20 protein-coding genes, 2 tRNA genes and 1 other RNA gene are annotated in these 20,276 nt (G+C 40.9%); 9 read left to right on the forward strand and 14 right to left on the reverse strand.

The features are described from left to right. Nucleotides 1-231 precede the first annotated feature (231 nt). Both F895_RS15255 and hemJ read left to right on the forward strand, forming a co-directional pair. A complete protein-coding gene (locus tag F895_RS15255) occupies nucleotides 232-1,461 on the forward strand; it encodes a beta-ketoacyl-ACP synthase II (RefSeq protein WP_005239242.1) in 1,230 nt (409 codons plus the stop codon). 288 nt (nucleotides 1,462-1,749) lie between these two features. After that, nucleotides 1,750-2,202, forward strand: coding sequence for a protoporphyrinogen oxidase HemJ (gene hemJ, locus F895_RS15250; protein ID WP_005239243.1), 453 nt, complete (start codon nucleotides 1,750-1,752; stop codon nucleotides 2,200-2,202). A 63-nt stretch (nucleotides 2,203-2,265) separates the two neighbouring features. Here the strand turns inward: hemJ and F895_RS15245 are convergent, their stop codons facing one another. Beyond that, entirely contained in the window at nucleotides 2,266-2,658 is a 393-nt protein-coding gene (locus tag F895_RS15245; protein ID WP_005239245.1) for a hypothetical protein, read from the reverse strand. 49 nt (nucleotides 2,659-2,707) lie between these two features. Then, nucleotides 2,708-3,433, reverse strand: coding sequence for a tetratricopeptide repeat protein (locus F895_RS15240; protein WP_005239248.1), 726 nt, complete (start codon nucleotides 3,431-3,433; stop codon nucleotides 2,708-2,710). Nucleotides 3,434-3,512: 79 nt separating this feature from the next. On the opposite strand from F895_RS15240, the gene F895_RS15235 reads away from it, so the two are divergent. Next, nucleotides 3,513-4,037, forward strand: coding sequence for a hypothetical protein (locus F895_RS15235; RefSeq protein ID WP_005239250.1), 525 nt, complete (start codon nucleotides 3,513-3,515; stop codon nucleotides 4,035-4,037). 56 nt (nucleotides 4,038-4,093) lie between these two features. Here F895_RS15235 and F895_RS20025 read toward each other — a convergent pair whose 3' ends face one another. Beyond that, the gene (locus F895_RS20025) at nucleotides 4,094-4,255 is read right to left on the reverse strand and encodes a hypothetical protein (RefSeq protein ID WP_005239251.1); all 162 of its coding nucleotides are present in this window, start codon (nucleotides 4,253-4,255) and stop codon (nucleotides 4,094-4,096) included. Between the two features lie 863 nt (nucleotides 4,256-5,118). Between F895_RS20025 and F895_RS15230 the strand changes: the two genes are divergently transcribed. Together F895_RS15230 and F895_RS15225 are read left to right on the forward strand one after the other, a co-directional pair. Then, nucleotides 5,119-6,744, forward strand: coding sequence for an NAD+ synthase (locus F895_RS15230; protein WP_005239256.1), 1,626 nt, complete (start codon nucleotides 5,119-5,121; stop codon nucleotides 6,742-6,744). Continuing rightward, nucleotides 6,737-7,768, forward strand: a complete 1,032-nt coding sequence (locus F895_RS15225; protein ID WP_005239258.1) for a hypothetical protein — start codon at nucleotides 6,737-6,739, stop codon at nucleotides 7,766-7,768. The genes F895_RS15230 and F895_RS15225 overlap by 8 nt, the downstream gene beginning before the upstream one ends. A 114-nt stretch (nucleotides 7,769-7,882) precedes the next feature. Here F895_RS15225 and F895_RS15220 read toward each other — a convergent pair. The 5 genes from F895_RS15220 to coaD all read right to left on the reverse strand — a co-directional run bounded on the left by F895_RS15220 (nucleotide 7,883) and on the right by coaD (nucleotide 9,535). Next, a tRNA-Met gene (locus F895_RS15220) sits at nucleotides 7,883-7,959 on the reverse strand. A gap of 264 nt (nucleotides 7,960-8,223) precedes the next feature. Next, nucleotides 8,224-8,300 (reverse strand) — tRNA-Met (locus F895_RS15215). A 61-nt stretch (nucleotides 8,301-8,361) separates the two neighbouring features. Then, an RNA gene (rnpB, locus tag F895_RS19215) (RNase P RNA component class A) lies at nucleotides 8,362-8,752 on the reverse strand. Between the two features lie 26 nt (nucleotides 8,753-8,778). Continuing rightward, entirely contained in the window at nucleotides 8,779-9,042 is a 264-nt protein-coding gene (locus F895_RS15210; protein WP_004655229.1) for a YfhL family 4Fe-4S dicluster ferredoxin, read from the reverse strand. A 1-nt stretch (nucleotide 9,043) separates the two neighbouring features. Further along, a complete protein-coding gene (gene coaD, locus F895_RS15205) occupies nucleotides 9,044-9,535 on the reverse strand; it encodes a pantetheine-phosphate adenylyltransferase (RefSeq protein ID WP_005239260.1) in 492 nt (163 codons plus the stop codon). 129 nt (nucleotides 9,536-9,664) lie between these two features. Between coaD and smpB the strand changes: the two genes are divergently transcribed. Next, nucleotides 9,665-10,141: an SsrA-binding protein SmpB gene (gene smpB / locus F895_RS15200; RefSeq protein WP_005239263.1), complete on the forward strand. Its 477-nt coding sequence runs from the start codon at nucleotides 9,665-9,667 to the stop codon at nucleotides 10,139-10,141. Between the two features lie 142 nt (nucleotides 10,142-10,283). Here the strand turns inward: smpB and F895_RS15195 are convergent, their stop codons facing one another. The 5 genes from F895_RS15195 to rluD form a co-directional block, all read right to left on the reverse strand. After that, nucleotides 10,284-10,532 carry a hypothetical protein gene (locus F895_RS15195; protein WP_005239265.1) on the reverse strand — a complete coding sequence of 83 codons (249 nt, stop codon included), beginning with the start codon at nucleotides 10,530-10,532 and terminating at the stop codon, nucleotides 10,284-10,286. A 137-nt stretch (nucleotides 10,533-10,669) separates the two neighbouring features. Continuing rightward, on the reverse strand, nucleotides 10,670-11,113 hold the full coding sequence (locus F895_RS15190; protein ID WP_005239267.1) for a DUF5958 family protein: 444 nt from the start codon (nucleotides 11,111-11,113) through the stop codon (nucleotides 10,670-10,672). A gap of 295 nt (nucleotides 11,114-11,408) precedes the next feature. Beyond that, nucleotides 11,409-11,981: a flavodoxin family protein gene (locus F895_RS15185; RefSeq protein ID WP_005239270.1), complete on the reverse strand. Its 573-nt coding sequence runs from the start codon at nucleotides 11,979-11,981 to the stop codon at nucleotides 11,409-11,411. Nucleotides 11,982-12,063: 82 nt separating this feature from the next. Then, on the reverse strand, nucleotides 12,064-12,804 hold the full coding sequence (pgeF, locus tag F895_RS15180; RefSeq protein ID WP_005239272.1) for a peptidoglycan editing factor PgeF: 741 nt from the start codon (nucleotides 12,802-12,804) through the stop codon (nucleotides 12,064-12,066). Nucleotides 12,805-12,951: 147 nt separating this feature from the next. Continuing rightward, nucleotides 12,952-14,001, reverse strand: a complete 1,050-nt coding sequence (rluD, locus tag F895_RS15175; RefSeq protein WP_010590145.1) for a 23S rRNA pseudouridine(1911/1915/1917) synthase RluD — start codon at nucleotides 13,999-14,001, stop codon at nucleotides 12,952-12,954. A gap of 71 nt (nucleotides 14,002-14,072) precedes the next feature. On the opposite strand from rluD, the gene F895_RS15170 reads away from it, so the two are divergent. Then, nucleotides 14,073-15,167: an outer membrane protein assembly factor BamD gene (locus F895_RS15170; protein WP_005239276.1), complete on the forward strand. Its 1,095-nt coding sequence runs from the start codon at nucleotides 14,073-14,075 to the stop codon at nucleotides 15,165-15,167. Nucleotides 15,168-15,295: 128 nt separating this feature from the next. Continuing rightward, on the forward strand, nucleotides 15,296-17,188 hold the full coding sequence (locus F895_RS15165) for a DNA primase (RefSeq protein ID WP_005239277.1): 1,893 nt from the start codon (nucleotides 15,296-15,298) through the stop codon (nucleotides 17,186-17,188). Between the two features lie 6 nt (nucleotides 17,189-17,194). Here the strand turns inward: F895_RS15165 and hemA are convergent, their stop codons facing one another. Then, a complete protein-coding gene (gene hemA / locus F895_RS15160) occupies nucleotides 17,195-18,478 on the reverse strand; it encodes a glutamyl-tRNA reductase (protein ID WP_005239278.1) in 1,284 nt (427 codons plus the stop codon). A gap of 79 nt (nucleotides 18,479-18,557) precedes the next feature. Here hemA and F895_RS15155 point away from each other — a divergent pair, with 79 nt between their 5' ends. Next, nucleotides 18,558-20,276 carry a tetratricopeptide repeat protein gene (locus F895_RS15155; RefSeq protein ID WP_005239279.1) on the forward strand — a complete coding sequence of 573 codons (1,719 nt, stop codon included), beginning with the start codon at nucleotides 18,558-18,560 and terminating at the stop codon, nucleotides 20,274-20,276.

Genomic DNA, 20,276 nt, shown 5'->3' on the forward strand with positions numbered 1-20,276 from the left:
TTTATCTCAACTTTTATCTGTGTACTTTCATTACGTTTCGTCACAACCACACCAATATTTACGAATATTTACACAACTGGAAATAGTCATAAAATTTGCCATAAGAAATAAAAAACCTTTCTGCTATTATGGTGTCATTCACTCATAAGCCATTTTAATCGTTATTTTCTCCTGATTTGTATTCGTAGCGAGATGCGCAAGGCTTAGTATTACCAGAAAAGGGAACTGTAAATGAAACGTGTTGTAATCACTGGTATGGGCATTAACTCATGTATCGGTAACTCTTTAGAAGAGGTCACTCATTCTTTAAAAAATGGAATCTCAGGAACACGTTTAAACCCTACTTATGCAGAACTGAATTTCAAAAGCCATGTCAGTGCAGCTGCTGAACAGGATTTTGAGGGCATTGACCGCAAACTCAAACGCTTTATGGGCGTGTGTGCAATGTATGCTTATAATGCAGCAGTTGCAGCAGTAGAACATGCCGGACTTAAACAAGAAGATTTGGCCAACAATCCACGCTACGGTATCGCAGGTGGTAGTGGTGGTAACTCAACAGCATCTGTTGCCGAAATGGTGAAATTATTAGAAGAAAAAGGCGCACGCAAAATCGGTCCGTTCTTTGTTCCTCGTAATATGAGTAATACCATTACCGCAAATGTGGGTGTTGCCTTTAAACTCCAAGGGATCGCTCATTCGATTACCAGCGCATGTGCAACGTCTGCCGATGCCATTGGTTATGCCTACAACCTGATCCAACTGGGTAAACAAGATTTAATGCTTGCCGGTGGCGGTGAAGAAGACCACTGGTCACAAAGCTTGTTGTTTGATGCGATGGGTGCCTTATGTTCAAAATACAACGACGCACCTGAAACTGCCTCACGCCCATACTCAAAAGATCGTGATGGCTTCGTCATTGCAGGTGGTGGTGGTTTCGTGGTACTTGAATCACTCGAACATGCACAAGCCCGTGGTGCTAACATTTTAGCTGAAGTGATTGGCTATGCCGCAAACAGTGATGGTGCAGACATGGTTGCACCAAGTGGTGAAGGTGCAACACGTTGTATCATTATGGCCTTGGACGAAGCTAAACAGCATGGCGTAGAGCAGATCGACTATGTCAACACCCATGGTACATCTACACCGGCAGGCGACGTGACTGAGCTTAAAGCCATGGAGCGTGCATTTGGTGAAGGTCAGGTTCCGCCACTCAGCTCAACCAAATCAATGACAGGTCATAGTCTTGGTGCTGCGGGTGTCCAGGAAGCCATCTATTCGGTATTGATGATGCAAAATGACTTTATTGCACCCAACATCAACGTGACCGAGCTGGATGAAGGTGCGCAAGGTTTCGATATTGTACTTGAAAAACGTGATGCAAAACTGAATACTGTCATGAGTAACAGTTTTGGCTTTGGCGGCGTAAATGCTTGCCTTATTTTCAAGAAGTGGGATGCGTAGAGGGTCCGTTAACATTTCACAGATGCTTGCGACAGAGGATATTTTTTAGCTAATACAAGGCATGACTTATGAAACTTAGTCATTCTAAGTGAATAAGGCATAACGTAGTAGCAGCAAAAAATATCCCTGTCCCGAAGGGTTATGACTAAAACTTCCCTAAACTTCGTTATGAAACTTGGCAATGGAGTCACCATTACCTACGTTCCATGCCTTGTTTAAGTCATTTTAGTCTATAACGCAAGCATAGTTGAAATATCAACACACCCTCGCCCCCACTGAGGATGATCAATGGATGCACCTTCTGATGCTTTTTTGTGGGTAAAAGCATTACATATTATTGCTGTGGTGTGTTGGTTCGCTGCTTTGTTCTATCTACCACGTCTTTTTGTTTACCACGCCATGAGCGAAGATACCGTCAGTCATCAACGCTTTGAAGTGATGGAACGCAAGTTGTATCGCGGGATTATGTGGCCATCTATGATTGCCACACTCATTACCGCCCACTTTCTGGTTGACTGGGGTGATGCAACCCGACATTACCATGAGGCATTATGGTTCTATCTCAAAGTCGGCTTGGTAGGTCTGTTAGTGATTTACCATTTTGTCTGTGGTTATTACCGTAAAAAACTGATTGGCAATGCGCACTATAAATCACATAAGTTCTGGCGTTTCTTCAATGAAATGCCAACCCTGATCTTGTTTGCGGTGGTGATTTTAGTTGTAGTCAAACCTCAGTTTTAATTCAACAGCACTGTTCTTTTTCTAATGCTGTAGCTTAGACTACAGCATTAACCCCAATTCAAACTACAAACAGCTTATCCCCTTCAAGTTTAAAGACACTTGCTGAAAGTGAGTCTCTTTTTTTGTTTTAAAATTACGATAGCTTGCGCCATAAAGAATATAGCCTTGTGACACAAAGGTATATTGCCCCGTTACTTTGCCATCAATCAGCTCATTCATGGTTTTATAAACCTCAGGCTGAGCAAACTTCTCCACCTCAACCTCTTCAATATGGACTGGCACAGAAAGCTTTATATCTTTGAGATAGGGATAATACTTAATCGACTGTATCTTTTGATATTCTGGTGAAACCAATAAAATTGAATTTTTACCATCCGTAAAACAGTAATATTTATTACTTGCATAGCTTTGTACGCACACAGATAAAAATAAGCACAACAAGACAATTTTCTTCATTTTTTCTCAACCAATGATTGATCTGTGTATAGATATTCTGACAATCAGATCATAAAAATTGCTTTATTCTTAACGGCACTTTATTTGATAAGCCTGACTTTTTCATTTGATCCGCATAGATCATGTAATTTTTTCTGGCTTGACCTAGATTTTTTAAAGCGAAATAGACATCCGCTCGATTTAAATAAGCCACGGTCCGATTCGGATCCAACGTTATCACATGCTTTAACAACCTCAAGGAATCATCATAATAGCCCATTTGATAGAGAAAAAATGCAGCATCATTTAGCTCAACTGCATCCTGTTTTTGATAAGTCGATAATTGGCAGTCAATGCTTTTAATAATTTGCCTGATCCCTGATACTTCACTTTTATGGACCTGTTTTAATTGTTCCGAGGGTAAATAAGGAAAATACTCAACTCCGTCTTTGCCACCACCAATATCGGCCATCCATAGCGGCGTTTTACTCTTTTTATCCCATTGCCCACTACAACTATTTGAAATCAGACTCGGTATCGTATCTAAAATCACTTTCCGGTTATTATCGACCACAAAACACTGTGTCATTTCGGTTTCAAATCGATCCAAGACTGCTGAATAGTGATATTGATGATTTTGATAAGAATCAATGACTGGAAGGACAAGCTTGGAATGACCATTTAACTCCTCTAAGGGAGAACCCGTACAATTTTTATAATGCTTGATATCTAAATCCGCATAAGACGCACTACTCATCAAGCAGAATGAAAAAAACATTGATTGAATGCTTCGCATACCAAAATTCATCCTTCCTACGGCGTATTTTTGTTCTAAAATAAACGGTATATCTCAGTTTTTAATACTTAAAGCTCAAATGATCAAAGCATTTCCAGCGTTTATACAAAGATTAAAAGCTCGCTTTATTTCCAGCTTAATCTTTTATCTCAAAATGAATCAATTCCAATATCGTGGTTTGACGTCTGGTGAAATCGAAATGGCGCGTCCCGTCTTTGGTGATTTAATTGATTACACAAAAATTAAAATCTTTAACATCCCCTATTTACCTTGGCAACCTGTCAATATTTTTATGGCACCGAATGGCAACCTATTCGTTCATCAAAAATATTTCAGTCCGGACTACTCGACTTGCTCCCTCTCCTTGCAGGGAATTTTTATTCACGAACTGGCGCATATTTTACAGTTTCAACAACACACCCATGTGATTGTTAAAGGTGCAATCCTTCAGGCAGGCTATTACCTCAGCTTTAAACAATATAACCCTTATCAATATCGCTTGATCCAAGGTAAAGCTTTTTCTAGCTATAACATTGAGCAGCAAGGGGATATTGCACGCGATATTTTTTTGAACAGAATTCCCAATATTATCCTCAAAAACTAAAAAGCCCCGTAATTTATATTTACAGGGCTTTTTAAGTAAGTAATTCACACTTGAACTTATGCAGCAGTGCCTTTACCAGTTTCAATTGGGTGTTCATGACTATCATCCATATCAGTCGTAAATTCTACACGCATCGCATCCTTAACAATGGTTCCTATACGCCCAACACCAATGGCTAAACCCAAGGCGATTACAGGCAATAAAATCGTTGAAGTCATAATTTGCTACCTCTTTATTTAAATGACTATTTAACAAATCAGCTTAAGCTTGCTGGTCTTGCTCACGGAACATGACTGTACCAATACGACCCACAACCACTGCTAAACCAAACGCAACCACAGGAAATAATAAAACTGACATCTTCTTTACCTCATCAATCCATACATCAAAATTGAATGATCAATTAAACTTGTTGATCTTTTTCTTGGAACATTACGGTGCCTACACGGCCAACGACAACAGCCAATCCAAAAGCAATCACAGGAAATAATAAAACTGACATTATTGTTACCTCTTTATTTTCGTGTTTGAGTACACTGGATCTACATCAAAGTGTACGCCTGTTCACATTAATTAGGATAATAGCAGTGCACAAATGTACACTCAAGTGTCGCAAAGATATTCCCGACAAACGGTATAAAAAACACTCAAAATAAACCCAAGACCATGAATATGCTATATTTTTAAAAAAGTACAAGTGTTTCACCTATTCCGATACAATAAAAAATATAGAAAGTGATTATTTTTTCTCAAGTTTTTGAAATACCCATAACTGTTGTAATTGATATGTCATATCCAGATGTAAAAATGGCATGAAAAAAACTTGCTATGATACTCTTCAATTTCTTCACAATTACGCACCATAATCATGCAAATATTGAGGAATGTTGCTGTTTTATACAGAAAAACTTGTTATTTTTACGCAGAAAAATGCGCATTTAGTATATATTAGTAAACTTGTCATTTTTCTTTAAGATATAAAATGTTTGGCGCCATGATATACACTTGTTTTTAATAACTATACCCATATAAATCAGAAACTTGTATATCAGAACTTGTTAAAACTCAGGACTAGGTTTGAATGAAAAATTTTAAAGTTGCCCTTGCTCAATTCTCTCCGCACATTGGCAATATTGATGCAAATACTCAAAAGATGGTTGAGCAAGCAAATTTAGCGAAACAACAACAGGCTGATTTGATCATCTTCCCAGAGCTTTCTACGATAGGTTATCCAGCCGAAGACTTATTACTTCGCCCAAATCTACAAAAACGCACTCAAAAAGCGTTTGTTCAACTCAGCGAAGTTAAAGATATCCTCATGGTGTTTGGTTTTGTACATCAAACTGAGGACGGTCATCGCTATAACTCCGCTGCTGTCATGAAAGATGGGCAGGTTTTAGGGGTTTATAACAAACACAACTTACCAAACTATGGCGTGTTTGATGAAAAGCGTTACTTCCAAGAAGGCCATCAACATCTTGTGTTTGAATATTTAGGTCACAAGTTCGGTGTGTTGATTTGTGAAGATGTCTGGTCATTGAATACCGTTAAACAACTCAGTCAACTGAATGTTGAAACGGTACTGGTCTTAAATGCTTCACCTTATGAAGTAGGTAAACCGCAACATCGTATCCAGACCTTAAATGAACTGGCAAAACAGTTAAATCTCAATCTGATCTATGTCAACCAAGTCGGTGGACAAGATGATTTGATTTTTGATGGTTCAAGTTTTGTCAGCAATCATGATGGTCAATTGGCATTACAAATTCCAAGCTTCCAAGAAGCTTTGGCTTATGCTGAATACGATACTGAGCAAAAGCAATACAAAACAACTGATGCGATTCCAGCCTTAGAAACCTTTGCCGAGATTTATCAAGCATTGGTCATGGCAACACGTGATTATGTACAGCGCTCAGGTTTCCCAGGTGTGATTCTAGGCTTATCTGGTGGGATCGACTCTGCTTTGACCCTAGCCATTGCAGTTGATGCAATTGGTGCTGAGAAAGTCCAAGCCGTGATGATGCCATATACCTACACCTCACAAATGAGTGTCGAAGATGCGACTGAACAAGCCCGTCGCATGGGCGTGACTTTTGGTATTGCAGAAATTCACCCGATCGTGAACAGCTTCATGCAAACCTTGTTCCCATTCTTTGGCAACGCACCTGCTGACGCGACAGAAGAAAACTTACAAGCGCGTACTCGCGGTACTTTATTGATGGGTTTATCGAATAAGTTTGGTAACCTCGTGCTTTCTACTGGCAACAAGTCTGAAATCTCAGTAGGTTATTGCACCTTGTATGGTGACATGGTCGGTGGTTTCTCTGTACTTAAAGATGTGTATAAAACCATTGTATTTGAACTGGCAAAATACCGTAATACGCTAGAAGCAACCCCTGTAATTCCAGAGCGTGTGATTACACGTCCGCCATCGGCAGAACTTCGTCCAGATCAAAAAGACCAAGATTCCCTACCTGCGTATGATGTACTTGATGCCATCTTATATGCTTATATTGAGGAAGATCTCAGCCAAGCAGACATTATCGCCAAAGGCTACGAAGCCGAAGTGGTCGAGAAAGTGATTCGCCTGGTTGATCGTAATGAATACAAGCGTCGTCAGGGCGCGATTGGGCCACGTATTAGTTCGCGTGCCTTCAGTCGCGAACGACGCTATCCTATCGTCAACGGATGGACCGCGAATGACTGAAAAAATTGTTTCTGAAAAGTCACAATTACTTGCTCAAGCAATGATGCTTGAGCAAGTTTCATTTTACAAAAACCAACTTAGCACTCAACTCTCCGCTGATTTCTTTCAGCAATTTATTCAACTGTTTCTTCAACATGCACCCAATATTCAACTCAAAGAAGTGGTTGAACTCGCGCAAATTCAGGCTGTGGTTAAACGCTATGCCTTTGAAATGCAACTTGGTGCAGGCCTATTAGAATTTATTGGGGAAATTGCTCAAAGACTGCATGTCTTTTCATTACAATCCTCGGCACAATTACAAGATGTATTTTCCGACCACCAGTTTGAAATGTGGCTGTCCAAGTTTTTAGAGCTGGAAAACATCCGCCATTATTTAAATCAATTTTTAAAAGAAAGCCCTTCTATTCAGCAACTGTGCCAATACATTGCGACCACAACACTACAAAACAAATTACCAAAACTGTTTGCTCAATCAAATGAGGTACGTATTTCTGAAAGTAAATATGAATGGCAACATAAGCTCAAAAGCTTCTCACATCGCCAGCAGCAACGGATTGAACAAAAAATAGAAGAGAGCATTGGTCGCTTCATTCAAGAACAATTAGTCGATCTCAGCCTACTTTCTGATGATGATCTTGAGAGTCTGGTTCGCAATATCTGGGATGATAATAAAGCTCAGCCCCTATCCGAATACACCAAACAAGTGACGCCACTGGATGTAGAAGAATTCTTTGTTATGATTTATGAGTACTGGAAAGAATTACGCCAGTCCACTTTCATACAGGATTTAATCTTATACGGTGTTAAAGTGTTTTATGACTTCTATAAAGATGAAAGCCTGGCCGATGTGTTCGCGGCAATTGGCTTAGAAGAAGCCGACCTGCTCAATGAAGCCGTACGATTCTATCCAAAAGTTGTGAAAGCATTGGATGAGCACGGCGTATTAGAACCGATCATTACTTTGATCCTCAAACCGTTCTATGAAAGCCCACAAACCCTAGCCGCCATCGAAAAGCATCTATAAAAATAAAGCCTGTAAATGAATAACTCGTTTACAGGCTTTTGCATGTCTGATGCATTATTTTTTTCGAGCAGAATCCAGATAAAAAGAAACCACGCAGGAGCGTGGTTTTTAAAATGGTGGCTATGACGAGACTTGAACTTGTGACCCCCGCATTATGAGTGCGGTGCTCTAACCAACTGAGCTACATAGCCGTAAACTGTGTGCGCATTATCTAGTGTTCCGCATAACGGGTCAAGTCTATCGCCTTGAAAATATAGAACATATGAACAGTTTTTAGGCTTTTAATCCTTAATTGATCAAATTTCAACACATCTTTACCTCAACCACGGGATTTAGTCATGATCGGGCTTTGATTTGAATAAAAATAACCAGAAAACTTCGCATCAAAAAGATTGTTTTGAAGATTATAAAAACTGCAGATAAAAAGAGACCACGCAGGAGCGTGGTCTATAAAATGGTGGCTATGACGAGACTTGAACTTGTGACCCCCGCATTATGAGTGCGGTGCTCTAACCAACTGAGCTACATAGCCGAAAACTGTGGGCGCATTATCTTAACTTTCAATACACACGTCAAGCACAATTTTAAAAAATTTGAGAAGTGGGCCTATAAGCCGGGTTCTGTCGAGGACGATCATTCCTCTAGGCGTACAATCACTCGTACGCTCAAGCGACCTACCCGAATCCAGCACGGGCCGTGCCTCAGGATTCCTATTTGGTCTTGCTTCTGGTGGGGTTTACCTTGCCGTGAACTGTTACCAGACACGCGGTGCGCTCTTACCGCACCCTTTCACCCTTACCTATCCTACCTAGCCTCCCTTTATTCAAGGGAGGAACGGAGGGATTGGCGGTCTACTCTCTGCTGCACTTGCCGTCGACTTTCGCCGCCCAGGCGTTACCTGGCACCATGCCCTATGAAGCCCGGACTTTCCTCCCCTGTTTCAGTCACGGAGACCTCCACAGCAGCGACCGTCCGGCCCACTTCGTGGCGCATCTTATCAAAGTTCGCCGTTAATTGCTCGTATTTTTTTGCGCAGTTAATTTTTTGTATTTCGCCATCAGATCATCATGCGATTCGACATGTTGAGGATCGAGCGGAATACAATCAACGGGGCAAAACAACTGACACTGTGGTTGATCATGATGACCAATGCATTCTGTACAGAGTGCAGGATCAATCTCATAAATCAGCTCACCCATATAGATGGCTTCATTGGGACATACAGGTTCACAGACATCACAGTTAATGCATTCATCTGTAATATATAAGGACACGCTACCAACCTTGTTGATGTTTACGTTCAAAGGCCTCAACCACAACGGGAGGCACAAATTTGGTCACATCACCTTTTAAACGAGCAATTTCTCTCACCAGAGTAGATGAGATAAATGAATATTGCTCAGATGGAGTTAAAAATACCGATTCAAAATGTGGATCAAGCTGACGGTTCATATTGGCCAGTTGAAATTCATATTCAAAATCTGAGATTGCTCTTAAACCACGGAGTACCGCTGTTGCATGCTGTTCACGGAAGAAATTGACCAATAGGCCATCAAAGCCAACAAATTCAACATTGTTCAAATGACTCAATGATGCTTTTGCTAATTCAACACGCTCTTCTAAACTAAACACTGGATTTTTATGATGACCAATCGCAATTGCAACCACAACTTCATCAAACATTTTTGATGCTCTTGCAACCAAATCGACATGTCCATTGGTTATTGGATCGAAAGTCCCCGGATAAATCACACGTGTTTTAGACATGCGGTGTACTCTAGTTAATGAGATAAGGCTTGTATTTTAACAAATGCTGGCTCTAAATGCGAAATTCCTAAACATTGGAAAAAGGTTGCGTTTTACGGCACAATAGAGCCAATTGTGGAAGTTTAAATTATGGCGCAAGCAACAGTAGTGAAGAAACATAATGGTGGCACGATTGCTCAAAATAAAAGAGCGCGCCACGATTACTTTATCGAAGAAAAATTTGAAGCAGGCATGTCCCTACAAGGTTGGGAAGTAAAATCTCTGCGCGCTGGGCGTATGAGCTTAACTGAAAGCTATGTCATTTTTAAAAATGGTGAAGCTTTTTTATTTGGCTCACAAATTCAGCCCTTGTTATCTGCCTCAACCCATGTGGTTCCAGAAGCAACGCGTACGCGTAAATTGCTACTCTCTCGTCGTGAGTTGGAAAAGCTTTTGGGTGCAGTCAATCAAAAAGGTTATTCATGCGTGCCTTTGGCATGTTATTGGAAAGGCCATTTGGTCAAACTCGAAATTGCCTTAGTGAAAGGTAAGCAATTACATGACAAGCGTGCCACTGAAAAAGACCGTGACTGGCAACGTGATAAATCTCGTCTGCTGCATAAGTAATAAAAAACCTCCAATTGGAGGTTTTTTTTATAAACCATTATTTTTAAAAATAAAATAATTTTCTGTATAATATATGGATGTAATAGACCCATTACTAATCCATTTAACAGCAATGATAAAAAGTATTATCTAAGCTATCTATCTACCAATTAAATTTCTCATACAATGTTTCAACTTTCAAGTCATTTATAAAAACCTCAACTTCAGATTTAGGCGGAAGATATAAAATTACACCATCATCAACATAAACAAATTCAAAAAAATGATCTAAATCCTTATTAGAAAAATTTATTTTGATTACGTCATCTTTCTTCAAGAAAAATGTATCTGTTGATGGCTCAAAATAAATTTTAACTTCCTTAGCAGATTCATTAATAAAACTAAATAGCATTACCATTTCTCCAAAATCATTTCCATAAATTCTGCTCGGGCTGCTAGTGTTCTTGTAGGATTATTCTTATCTTGTCTAAGCTCTTCGTATTTCCACAGTAATCATAAAATGATGTTTAATTTTGAGTAGTCATTTATCTATATTTCAGGAAAATTTTGATCTTGCGATAAATCTTCATACCACCATTTTGTTGAATCAGAATTTTTTTTCATATGAAAATTATAATTAAGAATACCTACAAGAAGTAAAAAAGATTGATTTTGTTCAGTTTTAGGTAACTTTAAAAACTTATGTAACCCAACTTTTAAAGCTGATGTACTCATAAGACCAGTTTGCTCTATACTTTTCAATATTTGAACAGGCGTGTGTCCAATTTTTAACCCCGAAAATAATCTTGCAGGCTCAAGAAAGTTTTTTATTGAACTCGCAGACATTCCTGATTGCTGTACATAATAAATTAAAGTCTCTAGCATCAGAATTATTTGTTCATCATCTAAGTTATTAAACCATTCCAATGAATCATTTAATGGTATAATTCCTTGTGCAACCTTATTCAAATAAATAGCGATTTCATTCTTCATTTACTTATACTCCCTCGGAGTAAAAATTATATGTGGCTATACTTTATTTAATTATATTAACTACATTTTTTTAATTTTTAATACTGACCATCAACGAATATTTTCCAACCAAGCTCTACCCTCTACAACGCGGATTAGCATCAACTACTTCATTCTTCCCTTCAATTGTGTACTTCCCATAACCAGTAAGTCGGCTCTTTTGAATGCTCCAATATGAAGAGACCTTTAGACATGGCGGGGAACTATTACGAGCAAAAAACAGGCAATAGTTCAGTTATGATTGTCTTACTAAAAATCAAGCCACAACGTGTTTTAATCGTAATTCAGCCAAATATTTCCCAAACTTGCGCGCAGTTTCCAGATCCCCTTCAGGTGGAGTGACTTCTACACTGGCATTGTCAGACTGGGTCATCAATCCTAAAAAGCTCGACATACGGTTAATATCCGAAGGACTTCGTCCTGTCGGCATAAACGGTAAGCCTGCCCATAACATGCCGTGCTGCATCGCAAATAAATTAATCTGTTGTAATACTGCCAGCTTATCACCGCTGAGACCACCGCCATTGGTGAAACCCGCTGCCAACTTACCTTGCCAGCTCCGCGCCAACCAGCGTTTAGACGAGTCTTCCATAAACTGTTTTAAAGCTGAGGTTAAACTTCCCATATAGGTCGGACAACCCATTACAATCACATCGGCCTGATCGAGCAAATCCCATTGTGGCGCAGCCACAGACAGTAGATGCACTTCGGCACCCGCCTGCTCTACACCCTGAGCAATGTATTGCGCAACTTTGGCCGTATGCCCATAAGGACTATGATAAACCACACAAACTTTAACTTGGGAACTTACTTGCTCAATCACAGACATGGAGAATTTGAAAACCAATGAATTGGATCAAGTTTAACATTTTTAAATGCCACAAGGCGAATCAAGCATGCCAAGCGTGCTTTTATTGCATAAACACTAAACTTGCCATCCGCCCCGTTTTGACATCACGGCGATAAGAGAAATAATCTTGGTTCTGTTGATACGAACATTGATCACCACCTAAAATAGTCTCGACGCCTAGACGATTGAGAATAAAACGAGCGATTGCATATAAATCGGCTTGGTATTTACCTTCCACTTGACCTGTAATAAATGCCGAAGCTAATTCAGGATATTTGTCACAGAAAGCTGCTTTCACTTCGGCACCGACTTCAAAGCAGGGTTGGCTAATGGCTGCACCTAACCATGCCCAAGTGGGCTGAGATTGCATTTCAGCCACAGTATTTTCAATAATCCCATTGGCCAAGCCACGCCAACCAGCATGTAGGTTGGCAACTTCCGTCCCATCAGCATTGCCCAACACCACAGGCAAGCAATCAGCCGTCATCATCATTAAGGCATGGCCTGTTTTTTGGGTGACCAGACCATCGCCTTCAAGGGCAATAAATGGAATCTGTTCATTGACGGTATGGCAAATGGTGCTATGTGTTTGCGTCATCCATGTGATTTTATCTACACCGAATGTAGATAACTCATTCAGCAATAACATGCGATGTTGCTGAACACGTTGCGCATCATCATTGACATGCAAAGCCAAATTAAATCCTGATAGATTCTGATTCGATGTTGTAATGCTCTGAGGATGTTCAATCCGCGTTTGTGCTACATAGACCCCTTTCGGCAGACCTTGTACAAATTCCATAACTATCTCCTGAGCTATATTTTCTACCGTCAACCTCTCCCTAACCCTCTCCTCAAAGGAGAGGGAATTTAAGGCACTCTAAGACATTGACTTCACGAAAGTCTGCCTCCTTTAAGGAAGGAGATTTAGAGGGAAGTAGTGCTTTACTTAATAGGCTTCATTTTCACTGCGCAATACTTCAACCAATTGGGTGAAGTCTTCTGGCCACGGCGCTTCAAACATCATTTCTTCACCTGTACGTGGATGAACCAGCCCCAACTTCGCGGCATGCAGCGCCTGACGCTTAAAGCTACGCAACATATCCGTTAATTTTTCTGAAGCGCCAGCAGGGAAACGGACACGGTTGACATATACAGGATCACCCACCAAACCATGACCTAGATAACTAAAATGCACACGGATCTGATGAGTACGGCCTGTTTCCAACTGTGCCTGAACACGGGTAAAGTCACGGAAGCGTTCTTTTACATTGTAATGTGTTACTGCATCACGTCCGCCCGGTAAAATCGCCATTTTGATACGATCCACAGGATGACGTTTGATCGGTTCATCAATGGTGCCACCTGCAATGATGTTGCCATAGGCAATCAAATCATAAACACGGTAAACCGTTTTCTTAGCCAATTGCTTGCTGAGTGAGAATTGTGCTTCAAGATTTTTTGCAACCACCAGTAAACCACTGGTGTCTTTATCGATACGGTGAACCAAGCCAGCACGAGACAGCTCGGCCAGTTTAGGTGCATGATAAAGCAAGGCATTCACTAAAGTTCCTGTTGGATTCCCCGCACCAGGATGAACCACCATGCCTACTTCTTTATTGATGACAATAATATCGTCATCTTCATAAACAATATTCAATGGAATATTTTCAGGCTGGCTTGAGGTTTGTGCTTCAAGTTCAACATCGAGTGTTAATAATTCATTTCCTTCACAGCGGTACTTGGGCTTAACGATGTTACCATTTACCAACAGATGGCCATCTTTCATCCATTGCTTGAGTTTTTCACGAGAAAACTCGCTCCAAACCAATGCGGCAACCTGATCAATACGTTGGCCTAAATAGTTTTCATCAAGTTGAATTTGCAACGATAAACGTGTTGCAGTTGAATCGGAATTATGATTATCTGCATCGACAGAATCTTCGAGTAAGAAATCTGTTTCAGAGAAGTTTGAATTGGAAGATTGTGCTGAAGTCATTTGATGATCGGTACAAAAATGGTTTAATAGCACCATTGTAGCTCATTGCCCAGAATAACAGAGGAGTTTTTATGTCGCTACCACGTTATAAAATTACGGTGCTTGCACTATCTTTAGGTGTAGCGTCTGCATTTGTGGGCTGTAGCAGCAATCCAAGTAAGAAAGAAGTGGTTGATAAAGGACCACAATCAAGTGAACAAGTTTATTATGACAAAGCCTTAAAATCGCTTGAACGTAATCAATATACCGATGCGGTTAAATCACTTGAAGCTTTAGATACGTATTATCCTACTGGACAATATACACAACAAGCTCAACTTGAGCTTCTCTACGCGAAATTCAAGCAAAAAGATTATGAAGGTACGATTGCACTGGCTGATCGCTTCATTCGTTTAAATCCGCAGCACCCAAATGTTGATTATGCCTACTATGTTCGTGGCGTAGCCAATATGGAACTGAACTATGACAGCTTGATTCGTTATACCTCATTGCAACAATCTCATCGTGATGTGAGCTATGTCAAACTGGCTTACCAAAACTTTGTAGACCTAATTCGCCGTTTCCCAAGCAGTCAATATTCAGTCGATGCAGCACAGCGCATGAAATTTATTGGTCAGGAACTTGCTGAAAGTGAAATGAATGCCGCACGTTTCAACATTGAGCGTAAAGCTTGGTTGGCTGCGGCTGAACGTGCGCAATGGGTGATTGAACATTATCCGCAAACCCCACAAACGCCAGAAGCTTTAGCAACCCTGGCTTATAGCTACCAAAAATTGGGCGATCAAGCGACCTCTCAACAATATATTGAGATTTTAAAACTTAATTATCCAAACTTGGTCAAATCCAATGGTGAAGTGAATTTACGTGCAGCACGTAAAGAAGGTAGCTGGGTCAATCGTGCAACTTTAGGTTTGCTGGGTCGCGAATCAAAAACGGTACAAACCAAAGCGGAAACAGCAAGCACTGCTGAACAGCGCAGTTTAACCAACCGCTTAAGCTTTGGTTTACTGGACAAACCAGAAACAGAGCAAGTTGCACCCGTTGCTGTACCAGAAACCTCTGCTCCAGCCAATGCCAACAAACCAAGCTGGAAAAACCGTTTAAGTTTTGGCCTGTTAGATAAACCTGAAGCAAATAACTCATCGGAGAATGATGCTGCAAACTAATTTGCAATCATCTGATACATCAAACAGGCAAGTCTTTCTTGCCTGTTTTTTATTTTATGCAACAATGATTCCTGACATTTTTGCGATGCAACAATGTGCTACTCCCCGTCTTAAATGGTTAAATACATATGGCAATTCCACAACATACGATTGATCAAATTTTAGATCGAACCGACATTGTCGATTTGATCGGTCAACGTGTGAAGTTAAAAAAGACGGGACGTACCTACTCAGGCTGTTGCCCATTCCATCAGGAAAAATCGCCCTCTTTTCATGTTTATCGCGATAAGCAGTACTTTCACTGCTTCGGTTGTCAGGCCAACGGCAATGCCATTCGTTTCTTGATGGATATTGATGGCCGTAACTTTGTCGATGTGATGAAAGAGCTGTCGAATAAAACTGGCATCGAGTTACCTAAAGATAATCAAGACAATAAAAAGCTGTCCTATAAACGCAGTCCTCAACAAGTGGCAGCCCCTCAAGCAATAGCCAAACCTGTCATAGAGAATCCTGCGCCACCAACAGCTGTAACCGATGAATTCATCGACGGGCATTTTGTCGATATGGATCGTTATATGGATGATCCTTTTGCCCAGTTCGATCCTTCTTTCAGTATCGTTGATGAACAAGTACAGGAAGGCAATCTCTACGATCTGCTGGAAAATGTGGCTCAGTTTTATGAGCGTCAACTACCCAATAGCCAAAAAGCGCAAAACTATTTCAAACAGCGTGGCTTATCCCCCCAGACCATTCAATTTTGGCGTTTGGGTTATGCCCCTGAAGACTGGCAACATTTAGAAAAAGCTTTTCCACAGGATATTGAAGGTTTAAAACAACTTGGCCTGATCCGTTCCAGTGACAGTGGTCGAGATTTCGATTTATTGCGTGAACGGGTGATTTTCCCGATTCGTGATCATAAAGGTCGTGTGGTCGGCTTTGGTGGGCGTGCCCTCAACGATGAGATCAAACCCAAATATATCAACTCACCAGACTCGGAAGTATTCCATAAAAACCAACTCCTGTATGGACTATACGAAGGCCGTAAACTTAAAGCCAATGACTGGTTAATGGTTGAAGGCTATATGGATGTAATTGCCTTACAGCAATATGGGATTAATGGCGCGGTGGCAACGCTGGGAACCGCCAGTAATGCCGAGCATTTAACCACCCTGTTTAAACAAAATTCTCGTATTACCATTGCTTTTGATGGTGATGCAGCAGGCCAAAAAGCAGCACGTCGTACGCTAGAAATAGCACTACCTCTGCTCAATGATGGTCGTGAATTAAAATTCTTTGTGCTTCCCAATGAACATGACCCTGACTCTCTCATTCGTCGAGAAGGTTTAGAAAACTTCCAGAAATTATTACAACAAGCCCCCCTCCTGTCAGACTTTGTATTTGCACACCTGACTGGACAACATGATGTTAGCACCCCCGAAGGTAAAAGCTTGGTCATGGGTGAACTACGCGAATTAACCGAACTGTTGCCCAAACACGGCTCATTTCGTTATTTGCTGAGCCAGTCTTTCCGAGAAAAACTTGGTCTGGGCAAACGTTTTACTCCACAAATCAGCCATGATGCCTCATTGTCTTTTAACATTCAGACCAAAGATGAAGATTTTGCAGTGGCAATTTTAATGCACCATCCCTTCCTCTATATCCATTTTGAAGAACTGCGTGCGGTGATCGACCCAAATGAACTGTTAGCCAAGATTCTGGCGGCACTCAATATTGTGTTTGATGACTTGCCTGATGATCAGGAACTGGCGACCTATTATGTACTCGGCGCATGTAGCAGTTATAGCCATGAACTGGCAGATATCATGCAACGAACCAATATTCAATCACTAACTCAAGCACCTGAAATTGCAGACAAACTGGCGAAAGAATATGCGTTGGGACTGCAAGAAAAGTATTTACGCTTAAAGCTCAAATCGCCAATTTCTTTAATTGAATCGCGTAATTTACGTCAACAACTGAACGAGTTGACCAAACAGATTAGTTTACGTTTATTGTCTTGATGATCATTACTGGCGTGGCTTACGCTCATGTTCAAACACATCTTGCAAATGTTGCTGTAGCCATTCGAAATAATCTGGATTTTCAGCTTTAGCGGCTTCTCTGAGTAAAATCGAAGTGGGATGCATCAGTTTTTGCGTCAGACGATGCGCAAACTCTTGCATCACCTGCTCTGCAGCATGACCATGTTGCAGTGACTCTAAAGCATGTGCCAACTCTTTTTGGCTGACTTCCTCACTGTGCTGACGGTAAGCCTGAATGGTACCACTGGCCTCTTTAACCTTTTGCTGGGTCATCAATTGGGTTGCCAATTGATTGACCATGATTTCAGCTTCAACCGCGGCCTGACGACGTTGTGCCAGATTCTCATCAATCACGCTTTGTAAGTCATCAACACCATACAAATACACGTTATCCAATGATTCCACTTTCGGATCGATATCACGAGGAACGGCTAAATCGACCATTAGCATCTGCTGATAACGGCGTTTTTTCAGGGCAACTTTAACGTCTGAATACTCAATCACTTGATGCAAACTACCTGTACAACTAGAGACCACATCCGCTCGATGCAAATTGTGTGCAAGTTCAGCAAAGGGAATGATTTCAATCTCGACCTGATGGGCAATTTCTTGCGCCAATAGATCAGCACGTTCACGACTACGGTTACAAATCAGAATTTTTGCTACGCCCATTTCTGCCAAATGTTTAGCAACCAGACTGTTCATTTCGCCTGCCGCAACCACCATCACCGTCAGTTTTTCGGTATGGCTAAACACTTGTGATGCCAATTGCGCAACGGCATAGCCCATTGAAACAGCATGACTGCCCACCGAAGTTTCGGAACGGACACGCTTTGCTGCATAAAAGGCATATTCAAAAACACTGTTCAATTCAGGCGAAACAGTTTCTGCATCTTTGGATAAGGCCAAGGCGCTTTTAACCTGACCTAAAATTTGCGGCTCACCCAGCATTAGCGAATCCAAACCACTGGCTACACGCATCAAATGTGTAACCGCCTGGGCATTCTCGTAACGATAAACATGATGAATTAACTGTTTTACATCAATATTATTCACGTGGGCCAGCCAATTCAGGATGCTCTCAGCATCTTCTGTCATGGCATAGACTTCGGTACGGTTGCAGGTTGACACCACTACCAAATCATTTAGCGATGCATGTTGGTTTTGTTCAAGCAATAGCGCAGCTAATCGCTCTGCATTGAAAGCAATTTGTTCACGAAGTTCAACAGAAGCTGTTTGATGGTTGACGCCCAATGCAAAGAAAGACATATCAGATCATCATTTCGCTAAATTTATGTTATTGTGCAACATCGGTGTCATAAAAAGCATTACTTTGGATCAATAAAAATTGCGTCAGCTATATCGCCGTACCCTTTTTAGCGGCAAGACGATTAGACGGTATTCTACCACAATCTTGTTGTTAGGTAGCATGAGCTCTTATGTCTCTGCACAAGCAATACACGACATGTATGCAGAGAAGAGCTTTGAGCATGCCCTGCAACAGAGCATGGTCGCTGAATTCTCCCTTGCTTATGATGATATTGCAACTGCATTACACAATTATACTGTACTTGCGATTCGCAGCAATTCAACCACGATTAAACAGCGTGCTTTAGATATCGCATTAGAATACAATGATTTACAATCAGCACTTAACATTGCCACACATTGGGTCGAACAGGAACCCAAAGATGTGCCTGCGCTGTTTTATTTATCACATATTGCACTTAAAACTCATGAATATGAGTTAGCAGCAAAGACATTAGATAAAATTTTAAATATTGACCCAACTGCCGATCTCGAGGAAATTTTAGTTGGGATTGCTCCTGAACAAGCCCCAGATCGGGAAATTCTGCTAAATGCACTGCGCGCCAGCGAAGAACGAAACAACCCCTCCATTCTCGCCTTGATTGCGGGTTTAGAAGCCCAAGATGGTTTATATGAACAGGCACTGAATAATATTAATCAAGCCTTACGCAAACGTTCAAAATCCACCAGTTTTATTTTAATGAAAGCCAATCTCCTGATGGCTCTGCGTAATGATGAGGAAACCAAAAAATGGTTTGCCCAAGCAAGTCGCAAAAACAAGAGCAATGTGGATGTTCGAATGGCAGAAGCACGTTATTACATTCAAATTAATCAGCAGCAAGAAGCCTTAGATAAACTAGAAGATATCATCAAGGATCATCCCAAGGCCGAAGAAGCCCTGTTTATTGCTGGTTTGACCAGCATTGATTTGAAGCAATACGAAAAAGCTGAACAATATTTAGTTGATTTGCGTTCCTCGGCAAAATATCAGAATGAAGCCTATTACTATCTAGCGATTAATGCACAACGCAAACAGCATTATGAAACGGCCAAAGCCTATTATCGTCTGGTCGATGGTAGTCTCTATATCGTGTCCCGCCGCAATATGATTTCAATTTTTGAGAAACAGGGACAATTAAATGATGCTTTACGCTTCTTAACGCAGGAACGGGTCAACTATCCGCAACATGCCAGCTTCTTATATCAGGCACAGGCTGATATTTTAAAGAAGATGGATAATAAAAAGGCAGCTTTAGCACTATTAGACGAAGCAATTAAAAGCTTGCCGGATGATCCTGAATTAATTTATGCCGAGGTATTGTTACTCGACCCTTATACAGATCGGGATAAATTAGACAAAACCTTAAAGCAGCTTTTAGCTATTGAACCAAACAGTCCGACCTATCTGAATGCTTATGCCTATACACTGGCGCTGCAAAACCGCCGTCTCAAAGAAGCCCGTAAATACGCAGAGTTGGCACTGGATTTTGCCCCTGAGCAAGCCTCAATTCTCGATACATTAGGTTATATTGCCTTCCTGCAAAATGATTTTGATACCGCAGCCAAAGTCTTAGGACAAGCCTATTCGCTAAGTGAAAATGTCAATATCGGAATTCGTTATGCCAAAGCCTTATATATGCAAGGGGCACTCACGCAATTTAGCGAGGTGTTACAGCAATTAAAACAAAAACATGCCAATGCCCCACAATTACAACAACTTGATAGCTTAATCTTACCCATCACCGTAAAAAAGAGTTAA

This window comes from Acinetobacter sp. CIP 64.2, from assembly GCF_000369645.1.
GTDB lineage: Bacteria > Pseudomonadota > Gammaproteobacteria > Pseudomonadales > Moraxellaceae > Acinetobacter.

Coding starts and splice junctions, on each gene's coding strand:
- F895_RS15255 (WP_005239242.1), top strand. CDS start 232: ATGAAACGTGTTGTAATCACTGGTATGGGCATTAACTCATGTATCGGT.
- hemJ (WP_005239243.1), top strand. CDS start 1,750: ATGGATGCACCTTCTGATGCTTTTTTGTGGGTAAAAGCATTACATATT.
- F895_RS15245 (WP_005239245.1), bottom strand. CDS start 2,658: ATGAAGAAAATTGTCTTGTTGTGCTTATTTTTATCTGTGTGCGTACAA.
- F895_RS15240 (WP_005239248.1), bottom strand. CDS start 3,433: ATGCGAAGCATTCAATCAATGTTTTTTTCATTCTGCTTGATGAGTAGT.
- F895_RS15235 (WP_005239250.1), top strand. CDS start 3,513: ATGATCAAAGCATTTCCAGCGTTTATACAAAGATTAAAAGCTCGCTTT.
- F895_RS20025 (WP_005239251.1), bottom strand. CDS start 4,255: ATGACTTCAACGATTTTATTGCCTGTAATCGCCTTGGGTTTAGCCATT.
- F895_RS15230 (WP_005239256.1), top strand. CDS start 5,119: ATGAAAAATTTTAAAGTTGCCCTTGCTCAATTCTCTCCGCACATTGGC.
- F895_RS15225 (WP_005239258.1), top strand. CDS start 6,737: ATGACTGAAAAAATTGTTTCTGAAAAGTCACAATTACTTGCTCAAGCA.
- coaD (WP_005239260.1), bottom strand. CDS start 9,535: ATGTCTAAAACACGTGTGATTTATCCGGGGACTTTCGATCCAATAACC.
- smpB (WP_005239263.1), top strand. CDS start 9,665: ATGGCGCAAGCAACAGTAGTGAAGAAACATAATGGTGGCACGATTGCT.
- F895_RS15195 (WP_005239265.1), bottom strand. CDS start 10,532: ATGCTATTTAGTTTTATTAATGAATCTGCTAAGGAAGTTAAAATTTAT.
- F895_RS15190 (WP_005239267.1), bottom strand. CDS start 11,113: ATGAAGAATGAAATCGCTATTTATTTGAATAAGGTTGCACAAGGAATT.
- F895_RS15185 (WP_005239270.1), bottom strand. CDS start 11,981: ATGTCTGTGATTGAGCAAGTAAGTTCCCAAGTTAAAGTTTGTGTGGTT.
- pgeF (WP_005239272.1), bottom strand. CDS start 12,804: ATGGAATTTGTACAAGGTCTGCCGAAAGGGGTCTATGTAGCACAAACG.
- rluD (WP_010590145.1), bottom strand. CDS start 14,001: ATGACTTCAGCACAATCTTCCAATTCAAACTTCTCTGAAACAGATTTC.
- F895_RS15170 (WP_005239276.1), top strand. CDS start 14,073: ATGTCGCTACCACGTTATAAAATTACGGTGCTTGCACTATCTTTAGGT.
- F895_RS15165 (WP_005239277.1), top strand. CDS start 15,296: ATGGCAATTCCACAACATACGATTGATCAAATTTTAGATCGAACCGAC.
- hemA (WP_005239278.1), bottom strand. CDS start 18,478: ATGTCTTTCTTTGCATTGGGCGTCAACCATCAAACAGCTTCTGTTGAA.